The sequence below is a fragment of the Providencia sp. genome, from assembly GCF_040396775.1.
GTDB lineage: Bacteria > Pseudomonadota > Gammaproteobacteria > Enterobacterales > Enterobacteriaceae > Providencia.
Genome location: NZ_JBEBNT010000007.1, coordinates 13,635 through 37,583 on the forward strand (window position 1 = coordinate 13,635; position 23,949 = coordinate 37,583).

25 protein-coding genes and 1 tRNA gene are annotated in these 23,949 nt (G+C 37.8%); 16 read left to right on the top strand and 10 right to left on the bottom strand.

Annotation, left to right across the window (positions count from 1 at the left end; all coding sequences use genetic code 11):
- Window positions 1-10: 10 nt before the first annotated feature.
- The 3 genes from ABWP91_RS09745 to yeiP all read left to right on the top strand — a co-directional run bounded on the left by ABWP91_RS09745 (window position 11) and on the right by yeiP (window position 2,575).
- Complete coding sequence (locus ABWP91_RS09745; protein ID WP_353243108.1) at window positions 11-448, top strand: nucleotide triphosphate diphosphatase NUDT15; 438 nt, start codon at window positions 11-13, stop codon at window positions 446-448.
- A gap of 152 nt (window positions 449-600) precedes the next feature.
- A complete protein-coding gene (gene mtr, locus ABWP91_RS09750) occupies window positions 601-1,845 on the top strand; it encodes a tryptophan permease (protein ID WP_353243109.1) in 1,245 nt (414 codons plus the stop codon).
- A 157-nt stretch (window positions 1,846-2,002) separates the two neighbouring features.
- Window positions 2,003-2,575 carry an elongation factor P-like protein YeiP gene (gene yeiP, locus ABWP91_RS09755; RefSeq protein WP_219247317.1) on the top strand — a complete coding sequence of 191 codons (573 nt, stop codon included), beginning with the start codon at window positions 2,003-2,005 and terminating at the stop codon, window positions 2,573-2,575.
- Window positions 2,576-2,699: 124 nt separating this feature from the next.
- On the opposite strand, the gene ABWP91_RS09760 is transcribed toward yeiP, so the two are convergent.
- Window positions 2,700-3,044 (bottom strand): YmdA family protein, encoded by a 345-nt coding sequence (locus ABWP91_RS09760; protein ID WP_353243110.1) that lies wholly within the window; start codon window positions 3,042-3,044, stop codon window positions 2,700-2,702.
- Window positions 3,045-3,374: 330 nt separating this feature from the next.
- Here ABWP91_RS09760 and ABWP91_RS09765 point away from each other — a divergent pair, with 330 nt between their 5' ends.
- Both ABWP91_RS09765 and mepS read left to right on the top strand, forming a co-directional pair.
- Window positions 3,375-3,974: a YrbL family protein gene (locus ABWP91_RS09765; protein ID WP_353243111.1), complete on the top strand. Its 600-nt coding sequence runs from the start codon at window positions 3,375-3,377 to the stop codon at window positions 3,972-3,974.
- A 743-nt stretch (window positions 3,975-4,717) separates the two neighbouring features.
- Window positions 4,718-5,302: a bifunctional murein DD-endopeptidase/murein LD-carboxypeptidase gene (gene mepS, locus ABWP91_RS09770; protein ID WP_206082285.1), complete on the top strand. Its 585-nt coding sequence runs from the start codon at window positions 4,718-4,720 to the stop codon at window positions 5,300-5,302.
- A 191-nt stretch (window positions 5,303-5,493) separates the two neighbouring features.
- Here mepS and ABWP91_RS09775 read toward each other — a convergent pair whose 3' ends face one another.
- The 3 genes from ABWP91_RS09775 to rsuA form a co-directional block, all read right to left on the bottom strand.
- Window positions 5,494-5,835: a YejG family protein gene (locus tag ABWP91_RS09775; protein ID WP_353243112.1), complete on the bottom strand. Its 342-nt coding sequence runs from the start codon at window positions 5,833-5,835 to the stop codon at window positions 5,494-5,496.
- A gap of 663 nt (window positions 5,836-6,498) precedes the next feature.
- Window positions 6,499-7,683, bottom strand: a complete 1,185-nt coding sequence (locus ABWP91_RS09780; protein WP_353243113.1) for a Bcr/CflA family multidrug efflux MFS transporter — start codon at window positions 7,681-7,683, stop codon at window positions 6,499-6,501.
- Between the two features lie 17 nt (window positions 7,684-7,700).
- A complete protein-coding gene (gene rsuA / locus ABWP91_RS09785; protein WP_353243114.1) occupies window positions 7,701-8,408 on the bottom strand; it encodes a 16S rRNA pseudouridine(516) synthase RsuA in 708 nt (235 codons plus the stop codon).
- Window positions 8,409-8,630: 222 nt separating this feature from the next.
- On the opposite strand from rsuA, the gene radD reads away from it, so the two are divergent.
- Entirely contained in the window at window positions 8,631-10,388 is a 1,758-nt protein-coding gene (radD, locus tag ABWP91_RS09790) for a DNA repair helicase RadD (RefSeq protein WP_353243115.1), read from the top strand.
- A 166-nt stretch (window positions 10,389-10,554) separates the two neighbouring features.
- Window positions 10,555-10,836: a 50S ribosomal protein L25 gene (gene rplY, locus ABWP91_RS09795; RefSeq protein WP_353243116.1), complete on the top strand. Its 282-nt coding sequence runs from the start codon at window positions 10,555-10,557 to the stop codon at window positions 10,834-10,836.
- Between the two features lie 139 nt (window positions 10,837-10,975).
- Here the strand turns inward: rplY and yejK are convergent, their stop codons facing one another.
- Window positions 10,976-11,977: a nucleoid-associated protein YejK gene (yejK, locus tag ABWP91_RS09800; protein ID WP_353243117.1), complete on the bottom strand. Its 1,002-nt coding sequence runs from the start codon at window positions 11,975-11,977 to the stop codon at window positions 10,976-10,978.
- 241 nt (window positions 11,978-12,218) lie between these two features.
- Between yejK and ABWP91_RS09805 the strand changes: the two genes are divergently transcribed.
- The 3 genes from ABWP91_RS09805 to ABWP91_RS09815 all read left to right on the top strand — a co-directional run bounded on the left by ABWP91_RS09805 (window position 12,219) and on the right by ABWP91_RS09815 (window position 14,333).
- Complete coding sequence (locus tag ABWP91_RS09805; protein ID WP_219247299.1) at window positions 12,219-12,446, top strand: YejL family protein; 228 nt, start codon at window positions 12,219-12,221, stop codon at window positions 12,444-12,446.
- Window positions 12,447-12,467: 21 nt separating this feature from the next.
- Entirely contained in the window at window positions 12,468-14,183 is a 1,716-nt protein-coding gene (yejM, locus tag ABWP91_RS09810) for an LPS biosynthesis-modulating metalloenzyme YejM (RefSeq protein ID WP_353243118.1), read from the top strand.
- A gap of 73 nt (window positions 14,184-14,256) precedes the next feature.
- Window positions 14,257-14,333, top strand: a tRNA-Pro gene (locus ABWP91_RS09815).
- A gap of 398 nt (window positions 14,334-14,731) precedes the next feature.
- On the opposite strand, the gene ABWP91_RS09820 is transcribed toward ABWP91_RS09815, so the two are convergent.
- Window positions 14,732-15,328, bottom strand: coding sequence for a pentapeptide repeat-containing protein (locus ABWP91_RS09820; protein WP_353243119.1), 597 nt, complete (start codon window positions 15,326-15,328; stop codon window positions 14,732-14,734).
- A gap of 207 nt (window positions 15,329-15,535) precedes the next feature.
- Between ABWP91_RS09820 and ABWP91_RS09825 the strand changes: the two genes are divergently transcribed.
- Window positions 15,536-15,949, top strand: coding sequence for a GNAT family N-acetyltransferase (locus tag ABWP91_RS09825; RefSeq protein ID WP_353243120.1), 414 nt, complete (start codon window positions 15,536-15,538; stop codon window positions 15,947-15,949).
- A gap of 19 nt (window positions 15,950-15,968) precedes the next feature.
- On the opposite strand, the gene ABWP91_RS09830 is transcribed toward ABWP91_RS09825, so the two are convergent.
- On the bottom strand, window positions 15,969-16,502 hold the full coding sequence (locus tag ABWP91_RS09830; protein WP_353243121.1) for a GNAT family N-acetyltransferase: 534 nt from the start codon (window positions 16,500-16,502) through the stop codon (window positions 15,969-15,971).
- 263 nt (window positions 16,503-16,765) lie between these two features.
- Between ABWP91_RS09830 and ABWP91_RS09835 the strand changes: the two genes are divergently transcribed.
- On the top strand, window positions 16,766-17,026 hold the full coding sequence (locus ABWP91_RS09835) for a DinI-like family protein (protein WP_353243122.1): 261 nt from the start codon (window positions 16,766-16,768) through the stop codon (window positions 17,024-17,026).
- Between the two features lie 52 nt (window positions 17,027-17,078).
- Here the strand turns inward: ABWP91_RS09835 and ABWP91_RS09840 are convergent, their stop codons facing one another.
- Both ABWP91_RS09840 and ABWP91_RS09845 read right to left on the bottom strand, forming a co-directional pair.
- Window positions 17,079-17,870: a MipA/OmpV family protein gene (locus ABWP91_RS09840; protein ID WP_353243123.1), complete on the bottom strand. Its 792-nt coding sequence runs from the start codon at window positions 17,868-17,870 to the stop codon at window positions 17,079-17,081.
- A gap of 22 nt (window positions 17,871-17,892) precedes the next feature.
- A complete protein-coding gene (locus ABWP91_RS09845; protein ID WP_353243124.1) occupies window positions 17,893-18,138 on the bottom strand; it encodes a hypothetical protein in 246 nt (81 codons plus the stop codon).
- 171 nt (window positions 18,139-18,309) lie between these two features.
- Here ABWP91_RS09845 and ABWP91_RS09850 point away from each other — a divergent pair, with 171 nt between their 5' ends.
- The 3 genes from ABWP91_RS09850 (at window position 18,310) to ABWP91_RS09860 (ending at window position 21,005) form a co-directional block, all read left to right on the top strand.
- A complete protein-coding gene (locus tag ABWP91_RS09850; RefSeq protein ID WP_353168841.1) occupies window positions 18,310-18,984 on the top strand; it encodes a response regulator in 675 nt (224 codons plus the stop codon).
- Window positions 18,974-20,335, top strand: a complete 1,362-nt coding sequence (locus ABWP91_RS09855) for a sensor histidine kinase (RefSeq protein WP_353243125.1) — start codon at window positions 18,974-18,976, stop codon at window positions 20,333-20,335. The genes ABWP91_RS09850 and ABWP91_RS09855 overlap by 11 nt, the downstream gene beginning before the upstream one ends.
- Window positions 20,336-20,429: 94 nt before the next feature.
- Window positions 20,430-21,005: a cysteine hydrolase family protein gene (locus tag ABWP91_RS09860; protein ID WP_353243126.1), complete on the top strand. Its 576-nt coding sequence runs from the start codon at window positions 20,430-20,432 to the stop codon at window positions 21,003-21,005.
- 13 nt (window positions 21,006-21,018) lie between these two features.
- Here ABWP91_RS09860 and ABWP91_RS09865 read toward each other — a convergent pair whose 3' ends face one another.
- Window positions 21,019-21,867, bottom strand: a complete 849-nt coding sequence (locus ABWP91_RS09865) for a D-amino-acid transaminase (RefSeq protein WP_353243229.1) — start codon at window positions 21,865-21,867, stop codon at window positions 21,019-21,021.
- Window positions 21,868-22,551: 684 nt separating this feature from the next.
- Between ABWP91_RS09865 and ABWP91_RS09870 the strand changes: the two genes are divergently transcribed.
- A complete protein-coding gene (locus ABWP91_RS09870; protein WP_353243127.1) occupies window positions 22,552-23,820 on the top strand; it encodes a mechanosensitive ion channel family protein in 1,269 nt (422 codons plus the stop codon).
- Window positions 23,821-23,949: the final 129 nt, after the last annotated feature.

Genomic DNA, 23,949 nt, shown 5'->3' on the forward strand with positions numbered 1-23,949 from the left:
AGGAGAAAATATGTCTCAGCCAATTAACGTCGTTGTAGGCGTAGGCGTCATCATTACCAATAAACAAGGGCAGGTTTTGTTGGGTAAGCGCAGCAGCAAACACGCCCCTTACTGGTCTATTTTTGGTGGGCACGTCGACCCAGGGGAAACATTCGAAGCCTGCGCGATTCGAGAAATAAAAGAAGAAATTGGCATTGATATCGCAGCACCTCGTGTGTTTGGTATCAGCAATAACTTGCAAACTTATCAGCAAGAAGGCAAGCATACCGTTTCCATTTGTCTGCATGTCGAATATAACGGCGACAAGCAACCGCAAATTATGGAAGCTGATAAATGCGAAAACCTGATGTGGGTTTCACCTGATTCTCTGCCAGAACCCCATTTTGAGGCAAGCCGTAATGCTATCAACCTTTGGTTAAGTCAGCGCTTTTACAGTCAATCTATTTAACTCCCACATAAAACATACAAATTAATTTAATTTGTATGTTTATTCACCATCCCTTTCAAATTGTTCAGTTTATTTTATTTTCGTTATTTACAATACTTTGCCACTGCCGTATCATTTAGCTAGTACAGTGAAACAATTTATTAGGAGCCACCATGGCCGTTAATGGGACAACACAACCAAAAAGCCCTTCTATATTAGGAGGCGCAATGATCATTGCAGGTACCGCAGTCGGTGCAGGCATGTTTTCAATTCCAATGGTGACTTCTGGCGTATGGTTTTCAGGCTCAGTTATCCTGTTAATTTATACCTTTATTTGTATGTTACTTTCTGGGCTAATGATTTTAGAAGCGAATATGAATTACCCAGCAGGCGCTAGCTTCCATACTATGGTAAAAGATTTACTGGGTACCGGTTGGAATACCATTAATAGTTTATCAGTGACTTTCGTCTTGTATATTCTAACTTACGCTTATATTTCTGCGGGCAGTTCTATAATTACCGCAAACTTAGCAGAGCATATTCAAATTCCACAAGCTGGAGCGGGTTTAGTTTTTGCGTTTGTTGTTGCATTCTTCGTTTGGTTATCTACCCGTGCAGTTGATAGATTAAGTACCATTTTAATTGGCGGGATGGTCATTACTTTTATCATGTCAATTGGGGGGATGATCTCAACCGCTTCGCCTGCCATTCTATTTAACCAAGTAGAGCAAAACGACACACAATATCTGCCTTATGCCTTAGCTGCACTGCCTTACCTGTTAACTTCATTTGGTTATCACGGTAACGTACCTGGACTAGTGAAATATTATAATAAAGACAGTCGTAGTGTGGTTAAAAGCTTAACTTACGGTGCCATTATTACAGTTGTTATTTATATTTTATGGCAGTATGCGATCCAAGGAAATATTCCTCGTTCATCTTTTATTGAAATCAGAGAAAATGGTAATAATATCGATGCATTACTGACTCAGATGAACATATCCACACAAAGCAGCTTTATTTCCCAATTTTTGAATCTGTTTTCTTATATGGCCTTAGCGAGTTCTTTCTTAGGTGTGTCATTAGGTTTATTTGATTTTATTGCTGACTTCTTTAAATTCACAGATGATAAGCAAGGCCGGCTAAAATCTATTTTAGTCACCTTTATTCCACCAACAGTTTTAGCATTAATTTTCCCTAATGGCTTTATTTATGCGATTGGCTTTGCAGGGTTAGCAGCAACAATATGGGCTGTAATTGTCCCAGCGTTAATGGCAAAAGCGAGCCGTAAACGCTATCCCAATAACAGTTACAAAGCACCTGGCGGTATGTTTATTATCGGTTTTGTTATTCTATTTGGTTTGATCAACGCCGTTGCGCACATTATGTCTTTGGCTGGCCTACTCCCTATTTACTAATTTGCCGTTCTCAATATAGCCCTGCGGGGCTATATTATTTCCTATCTGTACTTTTTCAAAAATTTTTCACTGAAAATTGACCTCAACATCTTGCCTAATCGCGTTTGTGCGAGTAATTTTGTCGCACTCTTTTTGACAATACCGAAGAAGGTTATTTATGGCCAAGGCCAACGAAATCAAACGTGGTTTAGCAATCAACTACAATGGCAAGTTACTACTGGTTAAAGATATTGATATTCAAGCACCGAGTGCTCGTGGTGCCAGTACTTTATACAAAATGCGCTTTACAGATATCAAAACGGGTCAAAAAGTTGAAGAGCGCTTTAAGGGCGATGATATTTTAGAAACGATTTCGTTAACCCGTCGTGGTGTTAGCTTTTCTTATATTGATGGTGATGAATACGTTTTCATGGATAACGAAGACTACACCCCATATATTTTCAAAAAAGCAGATATTGAAGATGAACTGCTGTTTATCCCTGAAGAAGGGTTACCGGGTATGCAGGTTCTGACGATGGATGGGCAAGTTTTAGCGCTAGAATTACCGCAAACAGTTGATATGGTTATTGTTGAAACAACACCAGGTATTAAAGGTGCTTCTGCCAGTGCACGTACCAAGCCTGCAACAATGGCAACGGGCTTAACCGTTCAAGTTCCTGAATACCTCACCAGCGGTGAAAAAATTCGTATTCATATCCCTGAGCGCCGCTACATGGGCCGCTGTGACTAATCCCATTTCGGCAAAATAACATCTATATTCTTATGCCTATGAATAACACATTCATAGGCATACATATTTATTTAACATGGCACTCTCCTAGCCGACTACGTCCTTATTCCTGTATTGATTGGAATTAATCATACTTAACGGTGTAAATACCCATCGTTTTTTCTTTATTAATCCAGTTAAATTGTTGTGTACCCTTCAAATTAGGCAGTACCTGTTCGGTTGTTTTCAACTTGGAAATATCGACGGATTTTGTTTGCTCTTTACCTGAGTCGCTCCAGCACGTGGTTTCTACAAAATTTTGGTTGGTACCAATGATACATGGAGCAGCAACAATCGCCCCTGTGAAGCGGATAACCGCAGTATTAGAACGTTTTTGATCACTGTTCTGTGAAGCAAATGTCGAAATGCTGGTCATTAATGCAGTTGTCGCCAAAAATGTCACTATTGTTTTTTTTACTAAGCCATTCATACGAATTTTCCTCTTAAAATTAAGTTATCGTCATTTCTAGTAATTTATTTACTCTTAAAATAAATAATTCAGTTCAACTGAATGAGGGCGACATCTTATTCCTAATGAATAGCTAGAGATTTCACTTATGGTCGTAGTTTTTTATTTTTTATATCGAATAATATTCGATATAAAATTACCCACCCTGAACACATTTTTAATTACCACACGTATTGCAACACATATAAAATTTAGTCTATTAAAATAAGACGTAAATATAATAATTTTCGTCGAAATTAACGTTATTTCTATTTATTTTTATTCAATGTGTCAAAAACAGTGTTATTAGATATGAAAAAAAAACTCAACTATAAGGTTAATTTATTACCTACAAATTTAATTGCATCTGGGCGGCAACGAGCCTGTTATCAGCACCCTGACTATGATGAGCTTTGTATCAAAACTCATCTAAAAGGCCGTGATGACAAAGAAACACTAAGGGAAGTGCGCTACTATAAGCGTCTTTACCGAAAGGAATACCTCGCGACGACTGTTTCCCACTATTTTGGAACGCAAGAAACCAACCTAGGGCTGGGATATGTGTTTCAATTAATTAAGGATAAAACAGGGAATGTATCGCATACATTAGATTATTATCTCAAAAATAAAAATGCGTATCTAAGGCATCAAAAAAATATGAAAATTGCGTATAGTCAATTTAAAAAATCCATTTATAAAGAAGCAATCGCCACCATGGCGCTAAAAACTTACAATATCGTTTATCAGTTAGGCTATAAACCTCATGGGCAATTTATAATTATCGATAACCTGGGCTCATCTAATTTAATTCCGCTCGATTATTATTCATCCACGATTGCACGTTCAACGTTAGACCGGCGCTTTGCAGATTTTGAAAAACGACTAGACAAAGAGTTTCATATCAAATTATAGATATCTATTCTCTAAGTTTTTTAATTGTTATTTTTATCTAATCCTTGTTCGATAATTGGAACAGTTTCTACAATAAGGGAATAATCATTTGTTATTCTTTTATTGTTTAAATTAATCCTTCAAACAACTACTGACAAATATACAGTAGTTATTAAATGCCACACCTAGATTTGCTTATTAGATCACTAAAAGAGCAATAAACCCTCATTTTTTAACTTTCTAAATTTGTTAAAACTTGAGGCTTCTTATGTAAATTTAAACTTCTTTACATTCAAAGCTTAAAAAAACATTATTACGTAAATAAACTGGAACAAGATATTAATAAATGTGAGAAAGATCATGTTTTATTATCAATAATCGGCGTAATTATACGCAAAGGTACTCGACATATGACAGAAATCACATAACTCAATGGCATATATGCACTTTTATCTAATGTTTTGTAAATTATCCCCCTATTAACTCGCCATTTCGACTTTGTTTATGTATGCTCTTTAAGGTTTGGTATTCGGGTTGTTACGGTACTGACTTCAAGCAATGAATGAATTAGCAAATATTGAGGTTTTATCTATACTCAATAAGGTCATAAAAACCTCTAATTCAGTAAAGATTTAGATAGCGTTATAAACACTTTCTGCGAAAAACACACTCTTATTTATCAATGCGTTTTTCACAGGGAATAGTTTTGTTGTGTCTCTTTACACAATAATGCGATAACAAAATGGTAAGGGATATATATAAGAATGTTAACCTCTGAAAAACTTAAGCGCTATGCTTGGCGCATTGTTCCGGCAGTCGCTATTGCCGTAACACTCACAGCATGTACTAACCCGAAGTCGACAAAAAATACACAATACACGGCTAAATCAGATGTTCGTATGTTAAATGGTGCTGCAGGCGACTCTTTAACAATGGCATCTCAAGACGAATTTGAAGAGTTAGTGCAAAGTGTTGACACTAAATCTAAAATCATGAATCAATACGCTAGCTGGAAAGGTGTTGCTTACCGCTTAGGCGGGACAACTAAAAGCGGTATTGACTGCTCAAGCTTTGTTCAACGCACCTTCTTTGAGCAATTCGGCGTTGAATTACCACGTACGACTTCAGAACAAGAGTCATCAGGTAAAAGCGTAAAACGTAATAATTTAAAAGTGGGTGACATCGTCCTGTTTAAAACAGGTCGGACAATGAAACACGTAGGTATTTACATTGGTGATGAAAAATTTGTTCATGCATCCACCAGTAGTGGTGTTATTGTTTCTGAAATGTCTAACAGTTACTGGAGCAAGCGGTATTATGCAAGCCGTCGGATTATTAACGGCTCCTAATTCTCAGTAAAACATTCCCCTTACCAATAAAAAAGCTTCCAATCTTGGAAGCTTTTTTATTGGTAATCTTGTTATTTGCCAGCAATTATTACTCAAGCCAACACAGGCAATTATAGATGCAGCCCTTCACCCACCACCATAAAATGAACTAAATAGAATAAGCGCTCATTAAAAATACAATAACTCACGCCTTAAGCGCAATAAAAACCTGAAGAAAGCTCCGCAATTGCTACACCCGTTGCTTTTAAACGGCACATTGCAGCCAATTCATCATTAGCATGAATAAATAGGCAAACCTCTTTCTGCCATTCTAAGATGGCACTTGAAATTTGCATATCAGATAGCGATTCAGACAATTGCTGCATCGCAATACAATCTGTTGCACAGTCATGACTAAGTAATTTTAGCCCCACAAGATTATCGCTATCGGCATCATTCATAGGGACAACTTCGACATCGGTCCCTATTTTACCTGATAACCAGCGGTAGCTTTGCGGTAGCCTGTGCACCACCGAAAGACCTAATTTTTCCACAAAAATATCCTATTAAAACAATTGGTATTTTGCCTAATTACAGGAAATAGCCCTGCAAACAAACCTAACACGGGGTAATGACCTTATCGCCTTTGCGTTCTTTGAAAGTCAATGTGTGACTTCCAAATATTCCTCGTTCAAACCGAAGCTTTAACGCAGTAAAAAGTAACGATAATGTTAAATGTTAAAACCTAAATATAACATTAAAATTATGATGTGTCGTTAAATTTTTGTGACACAAATCATTGCACATGCATTTTTTCGCTAACAATATTAAAAATTAAATTATTTTTGATATTACTTTTCAACATTCGCGATAAATTATTTAACTGTTTTTTACATTTACCAAATGAAAGCAGCAATGTTCATTCAAATTTTTGATGATGAGTTATTTTTCATCCAGAAAAGTAACTCACATTTTGAATGATCCTAAAAACATAAATTTAACAAAAAGTCCGATAATGATAATTGATTTAGATCATTTTTCATCATCTAATTTATTACCGCAAATAAACTAATCGGAATTACCGAGCAGTAACACTGGGGAAACTCAATATAATGTGAATAATAAGAGGCAACTTAAGGAAAAATAAGCATATGCGAAGGAATGAAAAGGCGAGAAAGAAATTATCAGTTCCATCCATGAATCTGATAATTCAGAGATTATTTCGCTTTTTTGGCTAATAAAACAAAAAGCATCGATAAAGCGACACAGGCCACCATCGAACCGACCATTGGCCACGCATTCTTAGCAGGGATCAGTGACAATAATGTCCCTACTAGTGCACCAATTGAGAAACGAATTGTACCGGCTAACGAAGAAACTGTTCCCGCAATATGAGGGTAATTATCGAGGATCACGGCCATCGCATTAGATGTAATCATGGCAATACCACTGACATAGATAGCGACACCAATCACTAACGTCCAAAAATCAAGGCTAAATGCAGTTGTGGCTAATAACCAGATACCCATAATAAATTGGATAATAATACCAAAATAGAGCATTTTTTCTGCGCCAAAATGCCTAACATAACGGCTATTGATGGTTGTCATAATGAATAAAAAGACAATATTAATACCAAAATAGTAGCCAAAATGTTGGGGAGAAACGCCATTTAGATCGATATAAACAAATGCACCCGCATTTAAGAATGAAAACATACCTGCAAATGAAAATGAACTTGCAAGGATATAGAACAAAACTTGTTTTGCCCTAAATAAGGTCGCAAATTGGCGTAACGTTGTACCCACATGGAACTTTTGTCTTTTCGCCACAGGTAGTGTTTCACGGACAAAAAAGCTGACCAGAATAACCGCAATCACAGCCGCAATTGCAATGCTCCAGAAAATCGCGTGCCATGAGAACCAACGCATCAATTCGCCACCTAAGATAGGCGCTAATAAAGGTGCTATGGTCATCACCAAGACCACAAATGACATGCTTCTAGAAAATTCATCACGCGTGAACATGTCGCGCATTAATGCATTAATCACCACACTGGCTGCTGCTGCCGCAAAACCATGCAAAAAACGTAACCAAATGAGAGAATCAATTGATTCGGTGACAGCACAAGCGGCTGATGCTAAAGCAAATACAACCACGCCCCCCAAAATCACCGGTTTACGACCAATACTGTCAGCCATAGGTCCGTAAAAAAGTTGCCCAATCGCAAAACCAAAAATGTAGCTGTTGAGCGTCATCTGAATACGCCCTTCATCTACATTAAAATAATGCATCATCGTCGGAAAGCTAGGTAGGTACATGTCGATGGCTAATGGCATTAGCATAGACAATAAGCCTAATATTAAAATCAGCCCCAAATAGGATGAACGCTGCTGTTGCACTCTATAAACTCCTGCTTTTATTTACTTGGTACAGTTATGCTATTAATTTCTTCATCTGTCAGTGGGCGATACTCACCCTGCTCTAGAGTTTCATCCAAGTGAATATCTCCGACTCGTTCACGATGCAATCCACAAACATGGTTTCCTACCGCAGCAAACATCCGTTTAACTTGATGATAACGGCCTTCACTAATAGTTAAACGAACATCACGGGGAGTGATAATTTCCAGTTGAGCGGGTCTTGTTGGGTACTTTTCACCGTTTAACATGACACCTTGCTCAAATTGCTTCGCAACATCAGTGCCGATATCTTCACTTAATTGAACACGATAGGTTTTCTCACAATGGTGTTTTGGCGATGTAATGCGATGCGACCACTGCCCATCATCCGTAAGTAGAACTAACCCTGTTGTATCAATATCTAAACGCCCCGCAGAATGTAATTTTTGCGCCAAAGGTTCATCAATAAAATAGAGAATGGTTGGGTGCGTTGGGTCATCGGTAGAACAGATGTAGCCTTGTGGCTTATGTAACATAAAATAACGAGGCCCTGTAACTTGTACTAGCACATTGCCATCATAAGCAACTTCATGGTCAATCATGACTTGAAATGATCCTGATTTAACAACGTCCCCGTCAATCGTCACAAGGCCTGCACGCAGCTCACGTGCTACCAAACTCCGGCTTATCCCTAATTGCTGGGACAAAAATTTATCCAGTCGCATAGATTCTCTTAACTTGATGGAATGCCAGTGAAGCGTACAATAGTGCTCAACTGTCAGAATAAAGAATGAAAGGTTGTTGTGATTACTATCACATAATTCATTATAACAATAACCCTTGTTAAGGGATAGTTTCCATGAAACAACATGTATCTTTAGACAGAGTCATTGTTTTAAATTAAATTTAACCTCATTCACCTGTTTTTTTAACCAATACTGAGCAATATGTCTTTTTCCTTACGCCCATACCAACAAGAAGCCGTCGATGCGACGATCCACTACTTTCGCAAATACACCCAGCCCGCCGTTATTGTGTTGCCAACGGGGGCAGGAAAAAGCTTAGTGATTGCCGAATTGGCACGTCTTGCTCGAGGACGGGTATTGGTGTTGGCCCATGTTAAAGAATTAGTTGAACAAAACCACAGTAAATACCTCGCATATGGCCTTGAAGCAGATATTTTTGCAGCAGGACTGAACCGAAAAGAGTCACAAAGCAAGGTCGTTTTTGGCAGTGTTCAATCTGTCGCACGTAACCTCGCGGCGTTCAATGGCCAATTTTCGTTAGTGATTATTGATGAGTGCCATCGCATTAGCTTGAATGATAAAAGCCAATACCAACAAATTATTCAACATCTACAAAAAGGTAATTCAGCCCTACGGATCCTAGGCCTAACCGCGACCCCTTACCGCTTAGGCAGTGGATGGATTTATCAATATCATTATCATGGCATTGTTCGAGGTGATCAAAATTGTTTTTTCCGTGATTGTATTTACGAATTACCACTGCACTATATGATCAAAAATAAGTTTCTTGTTCCCCCAGAACGCCTAGATATGCCTGTTCTACAGTACGATTTTAGCCAAGTTTCGTTAACCTCTACGGGAATTTTTAGTGAGCAAGAACTTAATCTTTCACTGAAAAAACAACAACGTATTACCCCTAAAATCGTCGCTCAAATAATTCAATATGCTACGCCATTACAAGGCTGTATGATTTTTGCTGCTACTGTTGAGCACGCAAAAGAAATTTTAGGTTATTTACCCGTAGAATCGGCCGCATTAGTGACCGCTGAAACACCTGCAACAGATAGGCAATCTATCATTAATCAATTTAAAAACAGGAAATTACACTACCTTGTCAACGTCTCTGTTCTAACAACAGGCTTCGATGCCCCACATGTTGATGTGATTGCAATTTTGCGCCCGACTGAATCAGTCAGCTTATATCAGCAAATTGTGGGTCGTGGTTTACGACTCTGTGAAGGGAAAACCCAATGCCTAATTTTAGATTATGCAGGTAACCCTCATGATTTATATCGCCCCGAAGTCGGTAGCAGCAAACCAAACTCATCCAGTGTCCCTGTTCAAGTTTTTTGCCCTCTTTGCCAATTTGCCAATGTGTTTTGGGGTAAATGTATCTCCGATGGGCAAATTATTGAGCACTATGGCCGACGATGCCAAGGCTGGGAAGAAGATGATAATGGCCAAAAACAACAATGTGAGTTCCGTTTTCGTTTTAAACAGTGCCCCCATTGTGGCGCTGAAAACGATATCGCTGCTCGTCGCTGCCAAAAGTGCCAAGAAGTCCTCAGTGATCCTGATGATATGCTTAAAGCCGCATTAAAATTAAAAGATGCGCTAATTATTCGTTGTGGTGGTATGCAATTTATCAGTGGTAATGATGCTAAGGGTGAATGGATAAAAATCAACTATTACGATGAAGACGGCACAAGTGTTTCAGAGCGTTATCGCTTAACAACCCCCGCCCAACGCCGTGCGTTTGAGTACCGTTTTTTGCGCGAGCACCAACGCGCACCGGGTATCCCATTTAAATGGGATAATGCAAACGACATTATTTTACAACAATCATTATTACGTTACCCGCAATTTATCGTGGCACGGAAAAAAGACCATTTCTGGGAAATAAGAGAGAAAATTTTTGATTATCAAGGGCGGTTTCGCATCGCAAACTCCCTTTCCTGACACAATAAACGATCTTAACGATTGCTGGATGGTGGTTTTTTCGATAAAATGCTGCCGCCTTCAAATATCTCTTTCTTGTAATGAGTTATTCCTAGGCCAAATCTCGAACCTGCTGCTGGGTCGCCTGTAGCAGGAATTTATATTTTCTTTTTATAGAGAAATAGTAATGTTAACTATCAATGCAATTGAACGTAAAGAGCAGGGTAAGGGTGCGAGCCGCCGCCTGCGCAGAGATAACCAGCTTCCAGCTATCGTTTACGGTGGCAACCAAGAGCCTATCTCTATCACTCTGAACCACGATGAAGTGATTAACCAAGAAAGCAAAGCAGAATTTTACGAAGTTCTGTCTCTGGTTGTCGATGGTAAAGAAACAAAAGTAAAAGTTCAGGCTGTTCAACGTCACCCATTTAAGCCAAAAGTGACGCATATTGACTTCCTGCGCGCTTAATTAAAGCCCACAGCCGAGCTTTAGAAATTTCGGGACGCCGAGTAAATAACGCCGCAATTGCGGCGTTATTTATTTCTAAGGCATTATTTTGTGCACCAATCAATATTATCAATGCACTAAGCTAACTATTCAAACAATCTTATTTGCTACCACGACGCTGCAACTGATCGCGTAAATTTGGTGGTGTACCACGAATAGTCAGCGTATCCGTCACAGGATCCCAAAAAATACGTTCACCCATCAACATAGCATCAAAGCTAATCGTTATACCGCCACCACTGCCCGAGAATTTAGTCAATTGTTTAAGAGTTCCTCTGTCTGCTGGGAAACTCTCTTCCAATTGGTAGTCATTTTGACGAGCAAAGTCGTCGAAACTCTGTTCTTCTACCATTGGCAACTCTTTTGCCAATTCCTGTAGTTCAATTTCTTCGCCAGATTGCAGCTGTTCAGTACAGTAGCTATGCACTTGTTGGCGATACGCTTGGCGAGTGTTTTTATCCATCTGCGCATTATCACAAAAGTCGTCCAACGCTTGGACTAAACCTTTGTTCTGCACTTTTGCATTCAACCCTTCAGATGCAGCCAAGAAATCCATAAAGAAATCAGAAACTTTCCGCCCTACTCGACCTTTTAAGAATGTTAAGTAGCGTTTTGACTCTGGATTGGTTTCCCACTCGGTTAAATCAATACGCGCAACAATATCTGCGTGTGGAATATCTAAATAGTGTGTCGTTCCTAAATCTAATGTATCCGTGACAAACATGCTGTCACAGCTATTTAGAACGGAAATCAATAAATATTCAACGGCAAGGTAACGATATTGGCAGAAAAGGACAATCCCACCTTCCGCAAATGGGTATTTCGCTAACTCATCCTTTAAACGAACCGTCATGGCACGGCTAAAACCTAAAAATTCTTCTTCACCCTTACGCAAGAGTCTTAATGCATCAGCTAATTCACTTTCTTCATTGAATTCACCAAAGGCTTTACTTTTTGCGCTATAAACACGGTGCAATTCTGCCATCATGTCTTGCACGACATCATCCGCCGTCAATAAAGAATCCCGTAACATCACCTCTAAGGTTTGTTCATCTCGCTTAATCAACTGATGTAAGGCTATCTGGGTAATTTCCAGACTCATTGTTGGCTCCTTCTTCTAGCAGAAATATTATCGCGCGTATTCAAACATTGATATCTGTGCGCTGCAATAGAAACTATCATTTGCCACATTTTTCATCACCAAATGCTGAACTAATACACATTTTTTGAATCTGAATAAGCATTATTATCACTTAAACGAAAATTTGTTGCGAAGAAAGAAGAAAAACATGCAGCTATACGCTATGATATGGAGCTTTCATTAATTTAGGATGTCTCAATTTATGCCACAATCATCTCGCTATAGTGATGACAAAGTTGAAGGTTTACTCTCTGACCTCGTAAGTGTGTTAGAAAAAAACCATACCCCTGTTGACCTTTCCCTGATGGTGTTAGGTAATATGGTAACGAACCTGCTCAATACGTCAGTTGCCCCCGCACAACGTAAAATGATTGCAGAATCCTTTGCCAATGCGTTACTTTCTTCTGTAAAAGAAGATAAATCACACTAACAGATTAATGAAATAAACAGTATGGTCACCCATCAGCGCTACCGTGACAAAGTCTCTAACATGATTGGTTGGGGGCACTGGTTTGCACTATTCAATATACTGCTTAGCCTCGTGTTAAGTAGCAGCTACCTGTTTATTTTTGATTGGCCAGACACATTAGCTGGCCGCATTTATGCCTTCGTCAGTTGGTTAGGTCATTTTAGTTTTGTGGTGTTTGCCGCTTACCTACTCATTATTTTCCCACTGACCTTTATTGTGATGTCTCAGCGGCTGCTGAGACTAATTTTCGTTGCACTTGCCACCGCTGGCATTACGCTTCTAATTTTTGATATCCGTGTTTTTAGCCAATTTGGCCTTCATCTAACACCGCAAGTTTGGGATTTAGTTATCAACCCAGCCAAAGGCGAGATGGCCCGTGAATGGCAGCTGATGTTTATCAGTATTCCCATTATTTTCTTGGTTGAAATGCTATTTGCAACATGGAGTTGGCAAAAGTTACGCAGTTTAAATCGCCAAACCTTTGGTAAACCTCTAGCGGGTATTTTCATTGTAACTTTTATTATGACGCATTTAATGTATGCATGGGCCGATGCAAATTTTTATCGCCCTATCACCATGCAGCGTTATAATTACCCGCTTTCACAGCCGATGACAGCACGCAAGCTATTGGATAGATATGGTTTGCTTGACCTCACAGAGCACCAAAACCGAGTGTTCCAACAAGGTAGCCCAACAGCACTGAAGCTTAACTACCCTCTTAAACCTCTGAGTTACTATGACCAAGGTACTGGATATAACCTACTCTTGTTGGTCGTGGACGATCTAGGTGATGATACTCAACAAGCCAAAATGAGCGCGCTTAACCGCTTTAAAGAAATGAGTACCCAGTTTACGAATCACTATACTGCTGGCTTGCGTGATGATACTGCCTTGTTTGGCTTATTCTATGGTATTTCATCCACTTACCTTGATAACATCCTGAATGGCCGCCATCCTTCAGCCTTAGTGGAAGCATTGCAACACCAAGGTTATCAGTTTGGTTTATTCTCAACAGATGGATTTAACTCACCATTATTCCGCCAGGCCATTTTATCTGATTATTCATTACCTGCTAAAACAGCAGATAATGATAATCTAACAGTCAATCAATGGGTTAGCTGGCTAGATGGCCTCAAACATGACTCACCTTGGTTCTCTTTCTTAAATATTAAAGGAGTGCCTGGTAGCGCTAAGACCAATGAACAAATTGACCAAGTTCTTGCAACCTTAAAACGTGATAATCGGCTTCAAGACACCATTGTTATTATTACTGCTAGCTATAATAACCAAGGTAAACAAGTTGATGGTTGGGTTAATGATAAACAATTTAATCGCGATCAAATGCGTGTACCGCTGTTTATTTATTGGCCAGACACACCAGCTCAACAAATTGGTAAGTTAACAAGTCATCAAGACATTATGACCACCTTGATGCAACGGCTATTACATGTTAATAATCAAACAGATGATTACAGCCAAGGCGAAGACCTATTCAGTAACCAACGTATCTACCCATGGGTCATTACTGGTGATGACGATGATGTCGTCATTACCACTGATAATGCCACTTTGTATATGGATCATAATGGCCAGTTTAATATTTATGATAAACAAGGTGTTATTGAGAAAGAGGCAAAACCTAATTTGGCTGAACTTCTGAAAATTTTCACAGAATTAAAACGGTTTAATGAAAATTAGTGCTTATTAATCAATCAGTCTCGATATGAGATGCTTGATTTTAAGTACAAATTGGGTAGTATAAATCACAGTTCGGCATGTAGCGCAGCTTGGTAGCGCACCGTCATGGGGTGTCGGGGGTCGTAGGTTCAAATCCTATCATGCCGACCAAAATTCCCTAAGAAAACCAACCTATTATGGTTGGTTTTTTTATGCCTAAATTTTAAGAGTGGTAAAACTGGAGTAAAATTTTCAATGAAAAAATAGTTCAAAAAAACACTTTCCTTCTATTCCCAAATTTAAAAAACTCATTTATTCTTAAATTGAGCGAACACGCTTATGTGCAGAATCGTTAACGCCAAGCATTACGGGAGGTTTGTATGTTTCTCGTATATACCATCATTGTCATTGCTTTTTTCATCTCTTTAGCAACTATTGATATGCCTGATAGTGATAAAATCAGTATTGAGATTGAAGATAAGCAGATAGGGCTTATGTATGCTATGTAATATTAAATAACTGCCCTTTCAGGCTATACCTGCAAAGGGCATTTTTACTTATTCCAAAACCTAATCTACCAATTGAATATCTAAACCGTACAACAACTCTAACGCTTCAAAGCGTGAAAACTTAGCGCCCTTTAGTGTGTTTTGACGGATATCAATTGTAAAAGAATGCGTTCCTGTAAAGTCTACTGACGTTAAATTCGTTTGCATAAATAAACTGTTTGTTAAGTCACAGTCAGTCATCATTGATTTGTTTAATTCCGTATTTCTGAAATCGATATCATGTAAGCGACAATCATCAAAATGGGTTTCGTGAAGTTTAAGTGCAAAAAAATTACTACCACTCAGAATACAACTTTTGAAGCTCAATTGAGAATAAAAATCAAAACGAGGCCAATATCCTTTTGTCCAGTCTATCCCCACAAGCTTGCTACCATTAAACTCACAAGCAGAAAAACGTGAGTTAGGAATACTAATTAAACTGAGATTACATTTAAAAAAAGTACATTCTACAAACCGACAATCGGCAAAACGGCTTCCCGTAAGATTACAATTGATAAATTCACATCGTTCGAAAAGCGTATGTTTAACAGTTTCATCTTCAAAATCTGAATCACTAAATTTCTGTTCTAAATATTCACCATGGCTTTCTATTTCCACCTTTCACCTCATCATTGCATGTAATTGCACGCTTAAAAATCATGATATACTGTATATAATACCATGTATTTTTTGTGATAACCTGACACTTAGCACAAAAACATCCATTAAATACAATGCAAATATTTAACCAACACTAATCAATTGAATAATATAATTATTTTACTCTATACTAAGACGGCCTAATACATTAAAAATGAAATGCCTATGAACTGCCGTTTAGCAACAATAGATGACATAAGCAATATCTACAGGATAGACACTGTAGCGACAGATATTCGATTCAACGAAATCACATATTGGGTCAAACAGGGTTATTGTTTTGTATTGGAAGAAAATAAAGAAGTATTCGCGTACGGCGTTATAACTCCGCAGTTTTTTGCACACGGGTTTATTGAGCTATTGATGGTCAATAACCAATATCGCCGACAAGGCTTAGGGCTACTATTAATAAAACAATTAATCAAAAGAAGCCCAACAATAAAAGTTTTCACTTCAACAAATCAATCAAATACTGCCACCCAACAACTTTTAATGAAAGCCGGCTTTATTCCAAGTGGTAGTATTGAAAACTTAGACGATAACGATCCTGAACTTATCTATTGCTACATTCCAAGCTAAAATCATCTTACCAACAGATTTACAATAACGTTTTTTCCATCACGACAGTTTGTAGCACCTGGTTAAAACGTTGATAAGTTTCTTTATCTATTGCTTGTGGATAACTTAATACCTCTAGCTCATGAGGTTTATTTTCAGGGTAATAGCTTGGGTGGGCATGTGTATATTCATTTTGTTGAAAGCCACAGTGCTGATAAAAAGAAAGTCGCTTCCTGCTGACTTCATCAATAACAGGGTCAATTTCTAGGATAACTTGGCCAACCTCATTGCAAAATTGTTTTAATACTTTTTGTCCATAACCTTGCCCTCTAAGAGAGCCAGAGATAGCCAAGTGTTCAATATAAAAATAATCTTTGATTTTCCAACAACCAATAAAACCGACAAACTTGTCATTATCTGTAAAAAAATAAAGATAATAGTCGTCATGACGTAAAATCAATTTACGTCCTTGATTGCTTCTCTGCTCATAAAGTGGAAATGCATCATCGTAGAGTTGATTAATAACTTCGTTCTCGTTTATATTTTCCCTAGTAATTCTGATTGAACGTAACATTTGGCCTTAAACTCATCGTTATATGAACATAATTGTACTTTTAGAATACGTTTTTTTTAAAATCTGACAATCATTTTATCTTCCAAGCTCTCATTAAGACAAAAAATATAACCATTTGTTTTTACTATCTATTATTTAAATACACAGGTATATCTGTTTTTATTCCCTTCTTATTTAAAAAATATTTTTGCAATCATATTGACTTTTTTTCTATATACATCTAAAAATACTGTATATTAATACAGTCTTTAGCTGAGGCTACTATGTTACGGATTGAAGTTTTATTTGATAAAAACGCACCACAAAAACCAAGCACAAACGTTTTACACGCGCTTGAATTTGAGATTTTACGTAAACTACAGGGTCAATACCCTGATATGGTAACCCGTGTTGGCTTTAGCTCACAGCAGCGGGTAAATATCTCGGGTACCAAGATGTCAGAAGATAAGCTCCGCATTGAAGAAATATTGGAAGAAATTTGGTTGGATGACGGTTGGATCCCTGAAGAAAATACTACTGAATAAACTTCATTAACTAAAGGAATGTTAGCAATAAATAAGCATTCCTTTATTATAATTAAAACGCGTAGCGAAAACCTGTTAATCCTACAAAACCTAATTTTTGCTCAGTTAGTGAACTCTTACCCGCATCACCAATTAAATAATATGCACCAATACCTGTATATAAGGTAAGATTTTCATCCATATTATAATTTAATATAGCAGAGCCATGCACATCTTTAAAACCGCTGTTTGCATCATATTCTGCAAACTTCGATTTGCTCGCTTGTTGTTTGGATACACCAAAATAGGCCTGGTTATAGGCTTTATTTCCCCAGACCGTCGCTACATTATATTCCATTTCCCATGAGCCATTAATTTCATAGCTTGTATTCAAACCTACTTCTACAGTAACAGCGCGCCCTATATGGCGCCCACCATAATGCCTATCTTTTGTTGCAATATCACCCATAATATAAAATTCATAATTGTTTAATGTGTAATAAAGATCAGCGCCGACTAGCAGGGAGCCATCTAAGTCGCCCATTCCTTTAAGGTCTTTATTTTTATTACCAAGAAAACCAATTTTTTCATCACGGCCATAATCGTAGCCCAATGAACTAACAAAAGTGAGATTATCCGTTAAACCTATTCCCCATGCCACACCTTCAATGCCTAGGCTAAATACGCCATAATCATCAGAAAGATAAGCATATGTTGCTTCTACATTTGGTCCAAACTGGTATTTTTTTGAACCTTCATAAACAGGGGCTATATTGACGCCTGCCCCCGCAATAAATGAACTTTCTCCTGCGACACCATAACTACACGGCAAGATACCAACCATTAATGCTACAATTTTTTTCATATTTCAATGTCACTCATCGTGATTAATAAATCTTTTGCCTTAAAAAGGTTTTTATTTCTTTTAGAGCGCTCGATTTGTTTTTCCTTTCATCAGAAAGACGCGCCTGTGAAATACATTTATTAACATCAGTGCACGTGGATATCTCATTAATTGTTATATTTGAAAAATGAATACCTGATGTTTTATTGAAATCTTTTCCCATAATTATCAAGGCAATGAGAATAACTGCGATAAATATCGGTACTTCATAGAAAGCTTGCTTCATCATCAATGCTCTTATTCTTAGGAGGATGTAAGAATAATAATCTGTCTATATTTTTGTACCTTAAAACTGGGTTAAACCAAGCTTAAGATAAACTTAAATCTAAGCTGAACTTGAGACGACTAGATATTGTCTGGTTTCCATTGGCTGCTTATACTGACTGCCAGAGGTGATAATATGAATATCCTATTAGTAGAAGATGATCTCCAACTGGGGAAAGCGCTTTGCCGAGGCCTAGAATTAGCTGGGTTTAATCCATGTTGGGTACGATTGCTGACAGATGCAAAGTCGCAACTCGCTTCTCGCAATTTTGATTTAATGCTATTAGATTTAGGGCTACCTGACGGTGATGGCCACGAAGAATTGATTGCATGGCGTCAATCAGGGGAATCAATTCCAATTATTATATTAACTGCACGCAACCAAATGGATAATTTGGTTTCAAGTTTAGACTCGGGCGCAGATGATTTTTTGACTAAGCCGTTTGCCATGCCAGAACTTATATCTCGTGTAAAAGCAGTAAGCCGTAGAATGGCTGGGTTTTCTTCTGAAATTTGGCAATTAGATAATCTGCAATTAAATCCTTTAAACCATCAAGTCACACTCAATGAACAACTTCTTTTACTCTCAGGAAAAGAATATTTATTGTTGTATGAGCTAATTAAGAATGCCGATAATGTTGTGCGGAAGACGGATTTAGAACAGCGCCTTTTTGGTATCGATGATGTTGAAAGTAACTCTTTGGAAGTTCATATTCATAATTTGCGCCGCAAGATAGGTAAAGACCGTATAATTACTATCCGTGGTATCGGTTATTTATTAAAAAAAGAAGCCCTACCAAGTGAAAGTTAAATCCTTTTTTATTTATACCTTCGGCTTACAAATTAGCTCTGTGATTTGTCTATGGCTAATATTGGTAGGCTGGCTACAATTTTTCTATTGGCCTTCAATTCATGATGAATTGAACAAGCAACAGGTGATCATTACTACTGGGTTTGCCAAAACACTGGGGGTTGTTTCTGATAACCCTGAATATTTTAATGAAATCGCCAACATATTACAAAACCTCTATACAGAGGCTATCGAGAGTGGCGAAGGGATTAATTATCGACCATTTATGGTTGTTAGAGACAACTTAGGTAATGTCCTTTACCGTAATAGTGAAAAATTAGCAGTGCCTTCGTTAAAAACAATTGACGAGTTAACAAGGCAATACCCAGATTGGCATTTTACATCTGCATGGAACCACTCCAAACAATTTGAAGTGATTATTGCAGAATCTTACGCAGACCGTACTTCATTATTAGGTACTCCAGCGGAAGGGACAGCAATACCCTTAGCTTTTATATTAGCGATCATGTTTCTTGCCATTGTCATTACAGCCTATTTTAGCCTAAGGCCATTAAGACAAGCTGCAAAAATTATCTCCAGTCGCCAGCCAGGAAATTTAACACCTATCGAAGTTAAAGAACAATATAAAGAAATTCGCCCTATTATTGCTGCAATTAATAACCTGATGACCCGTGTAGATTCAGCAAATCAACGCGAAAAACGCTTTATGGCTGATGCTGCACATGAACTACGCACCCCGATTGCTGCTGTTATCGCTCAATTGCATTTATTAATACAAATCGATAACCCAAAAGAAAAAGAAGAAATTATTAATGACATGCAGGAGACATTAAACCGTGCCGCGTCTTTATCTCATCAACTTATTGATTTAGCCCGTTTAGAAGCCGAAGATTTCGTCTTAAATAAAGAACAAGTCGATTTACCCACTTTAATCAGCACCATTATTTCATCCCATGTTCCTTATGCGATTAATAAAAATATCGATGTTGAACTGCAAAGCCCAGATTCTTTCTATGTACTCACAGACAAGCTAGCGCTCACCAATATCTTTACCAATTTAATTGAAAATGCGATCAAATATTGTCCAGAAAAAGGCAAGATTAAAGTTTTGATTAAAGATTTAACCCCCTTTGGTGCCACCATTTCATTACAAGATAATGGACGAGGTATTCCAGAACAAAGCCGCCAACTCATTTTTTCTCGCTTTTATCGTGTCCCTGGTACAATGGAAACAGGAAGTGGCTTAGGTTTATCCATTGCCCATAATTTAGCGATGAAAATTAATGCGTCAATTAGAGTTACTGATGGATTAGATAATAAAGGGATTGGATTTATTATTGATTTGCCCTAAATCGAATTCTGTAATTGAGTTAACAGCATAGTGCCTATTTTGCGGTTAGAATAGTTTCTTTAAGTTAATCTACTTACAGAAAAAAGAGGCAATAATGTCCAAGGCATTAGTAATTATTGATCTCATTGAAGAGATAATTGGTAAAAATGGCTTATCGAATTCGAGCTATCAGCAAACCTATGAGCGCAAAATTATTGAAAAAGCGAATCAAGCAGCCAGTCACGCAAGAAACCTTCACATTCCTGTTATTTGGGTAAAAGTTGGTTTTTCAGATAATTACCACGATGTTCCCGCGGGTTCTCCCATGTTTCAACATGCCAAAGAAATCGGTGCATTAAAACTAAGTGATAATGGCTGTAATTGGGTGCACGACCTTGATGTGGGTTTCCGCGATCCTGTAATGATTAAAAAAGGTGTTTCTGCATTTGCTGGAAACCATTTTAATAAGTGGCTCACGAATAATGGGATCACACAGTTATTTATTGGTGGGGTTAGCACCGTAAAAGCCATTCAGAGCACAGCGCGTGAAGCGCATGATTTAGGCTATTTTGTCACTATTTTAGATGATTTATGTGCCGCTCCAACGCTTGAACTTCATGAGCAAAGTCTCCAAGCATTAGAGGGCATGGTCACGGTTTCTTCCGTTAAGGAATTTCTGCAATTAAAATAACAGAGTCTGTTTGTTATTTTGTATTCTCTAGGTAAATTTCACGTAGCCGGATGGCAACACTCCCCGGCTTACCATCCCCAATCACCTGATGGTCAATTTTGATGACAGGGCAAACCAATGTTGTGGCCGATGTCATAAATACTTCTTTCGCCGTTAACATTTCTTCAAGGCTAAATGCTTTTTCAATAATTTCTATGCCCTGCTCTTGAGCCAGCGAAAGAACTGCTTTTCGCGTAATCCCTGGTAAGATCTCATGGGTCAATCCGCGAGTCTGTAATTGATTGTTTTTATTGATAATAAAGCAATTACTAGAGCTGCCTTCAGTTATAGTCCCGTCTTTGACAAAAATTGCATCATCAGCACCTTGTTGTTTAGCATGCTCTTTTGCTAAAGACGCTGCTAATAAAGCCACTGTCTTAATATCACATCTCCCCCATCGAATATCTTCTACTGTGACAGCCGTAATGCCATTTTTTACTTTTAAGTTATCAACAATGTTCGTCTTTTGTGCAAACAATACTAATGTTGGCTTAGTCTCTTTATCAGGAAATAAAAAATTACGCTGCTTTGCATTTCCTCGGGTGAATTGAAGATAAATAAGTCCTTCATTGATATTGTTACGCTCAATTAATTGCGTATGGATCTGTTTAATTTCTTCTACGCTATAAGGTAAAACAAGTTGTAACTCATGACATGAGCGTTGTAAGCGTGCAATATGATATTCAAAATCAACCAATTTGCCGTTAATAATGGCTGTCACTTCATACACCGCATCGGCAAACAGAAAACCTCGGTCGAAAACGGAGACTGTTGCCTGTTCTTCAAGTAGGTATTGACCATTCACGTAACTTATCATTGATATACATCCCTTTAATCAGCCAATCTATTCTCTTTTGTATAATTAACCATACACCATATTTATCTCTCTGCATTTCAATTCATCTCCCTTTTCTTATAAAACGCTTAGAAGAGGCACCAATAACTGTGATGAATATCCACATTAAAATTATGTTTAATTTTTAAAAAATATTTTAGGATTAACTTGACATTAACAACCCAAAGATTAAAATGCCTTCACGTGATCAAGATCACACTTTAATAATCGGAGTTAACTATGAGCAGCATTAAAGAATTTATCAGTAGTGTTCAAGAAGTCGTTGAATTACTGTCAAAACGTTTTATGTAAGTTAGTTGTTTTCTAGTCAATCAAACCTTTCATTTACCTTATCATTAGCGTTAATTTGCAAATATTTTGCACAGCGGCTTTGAATTCAAAGCCGCTTTTTTATTGCTATTCTGTAGTTTGTTAAATTTATGTTGGTATATCTAGCACGTTACGCTAAAAGCCCCCCCCCATTCATCTACATTATTATCACTAAAGTAATTTTATTATCATTCCAATATTTACCTCTACCATACATTATTAAGACAGAGTTTTATTTTTCTCGTAGTGAAATTTAAATCTGTCCGTGATAGTCTTTCTGAGTAACTAAAACTTTTTATAGAGATAAACTGCAATTAAAACATCGTAATAGAAGGAGAACACATGCAGCAGCAACTGCTCGACTGGGTCCACCAGTTTAATCAAGACTATGCTAACCTCGCCTCTTTGCTCATGGTGCTTGGGCTCATACTCATTGTCGCACTTGTCTTACATCTTTTCTTACATAAAATATTACTGCCTACATTAGAAAAGCGGGGGCAAAAATCTGCGGGTAGCTGGCCGCATTTACTCACCCAACATTATCTGTTCAACCGAATTGCTTTTGTAATTCAAGGGGTGGTAGTCAATATTCAAGCAACTCTTTGGCTATCTACTGGTTCAACAGCCCAAACTGTCCTTAAAGTTGGTTCACAAGCATGGTGCCTACTATTTGGCTTATTAACGATTTATTCTATACTCGATATTGTTTTAGGCATCTTACAACGTGCAGCCAAAACTGCCCACCTTCCTCTACGAGGGATATTCCAAAGCATTAAGCTAATTGCATCAATACTGATTGCCATCATGATCATTGCATTACTGATTGGTAAGTCTCCACTGATTATTTTAAGTGGGCTCGGTGCCATGACAGCAGTAATGATGTTGGTTTTTAAAGATCCAATAATGGGCTTAGTTGCTGGAATACAGCTATCAGCCAATAATATGGTCAATATCGGTGATTGGTTAGAAATGCCAAAATACGGTGCTGACGGTGCCGTTGTTGATATCGGTTTAACCACGGTGAAAGTCCGTAATTGGGATAACACCGTTACGACGATTCCAACTTATGCATTAATTTCGGACTCTTTTAAGAACTGGAAAGGCATGACAGAATCTGGCGGGCGACGGATAAAACGCAGTTTTCGAATTGATGCCACCAGCGTTCATTTCTTAACACCTGAAGAAATCTCACAGTGCGAAAAAGCCAATTTACTTGAGCCATATATCGGCCAAAAAGTATCTGAAATCCAAGTTTTTAATTCCGCACTCCCTGATGACAAAGCGATCCCATTAAACCAACGCCGTTTGACAAACATCGGGACATTTCGTGCTTATATTGATGCCTATTTAAAAGCACACCCTAATATTCATAAAAAAATGACCATTATGGTTAGGCAATTGGAATCTGACTCCAACGGTATTCCAATCGAGATTTATGCCTTCACGAATACAACGGTCTGGGTTGAATATGAAAGGATCCAATCGGATATCTTTGATCACATTTTTTCCATCTTGCCACAGTTTAATTTGATGCCGCATCAATCACCTACTGGAAATGATGTTAGATTAATTAACTCGTCAGCAGCAAAACCGTTAACACCAAGTGATTAGTAAAAGTTTCTTATTTATCTACATCTAAAGTAGTATTTTAAAAGAGGGTTTAGCCCCTCTTTTTCCTCATTTCCCAGCCATTCGTTATATAAATAATAACATAATGATTGTTAATGAAAATAGAAGTAA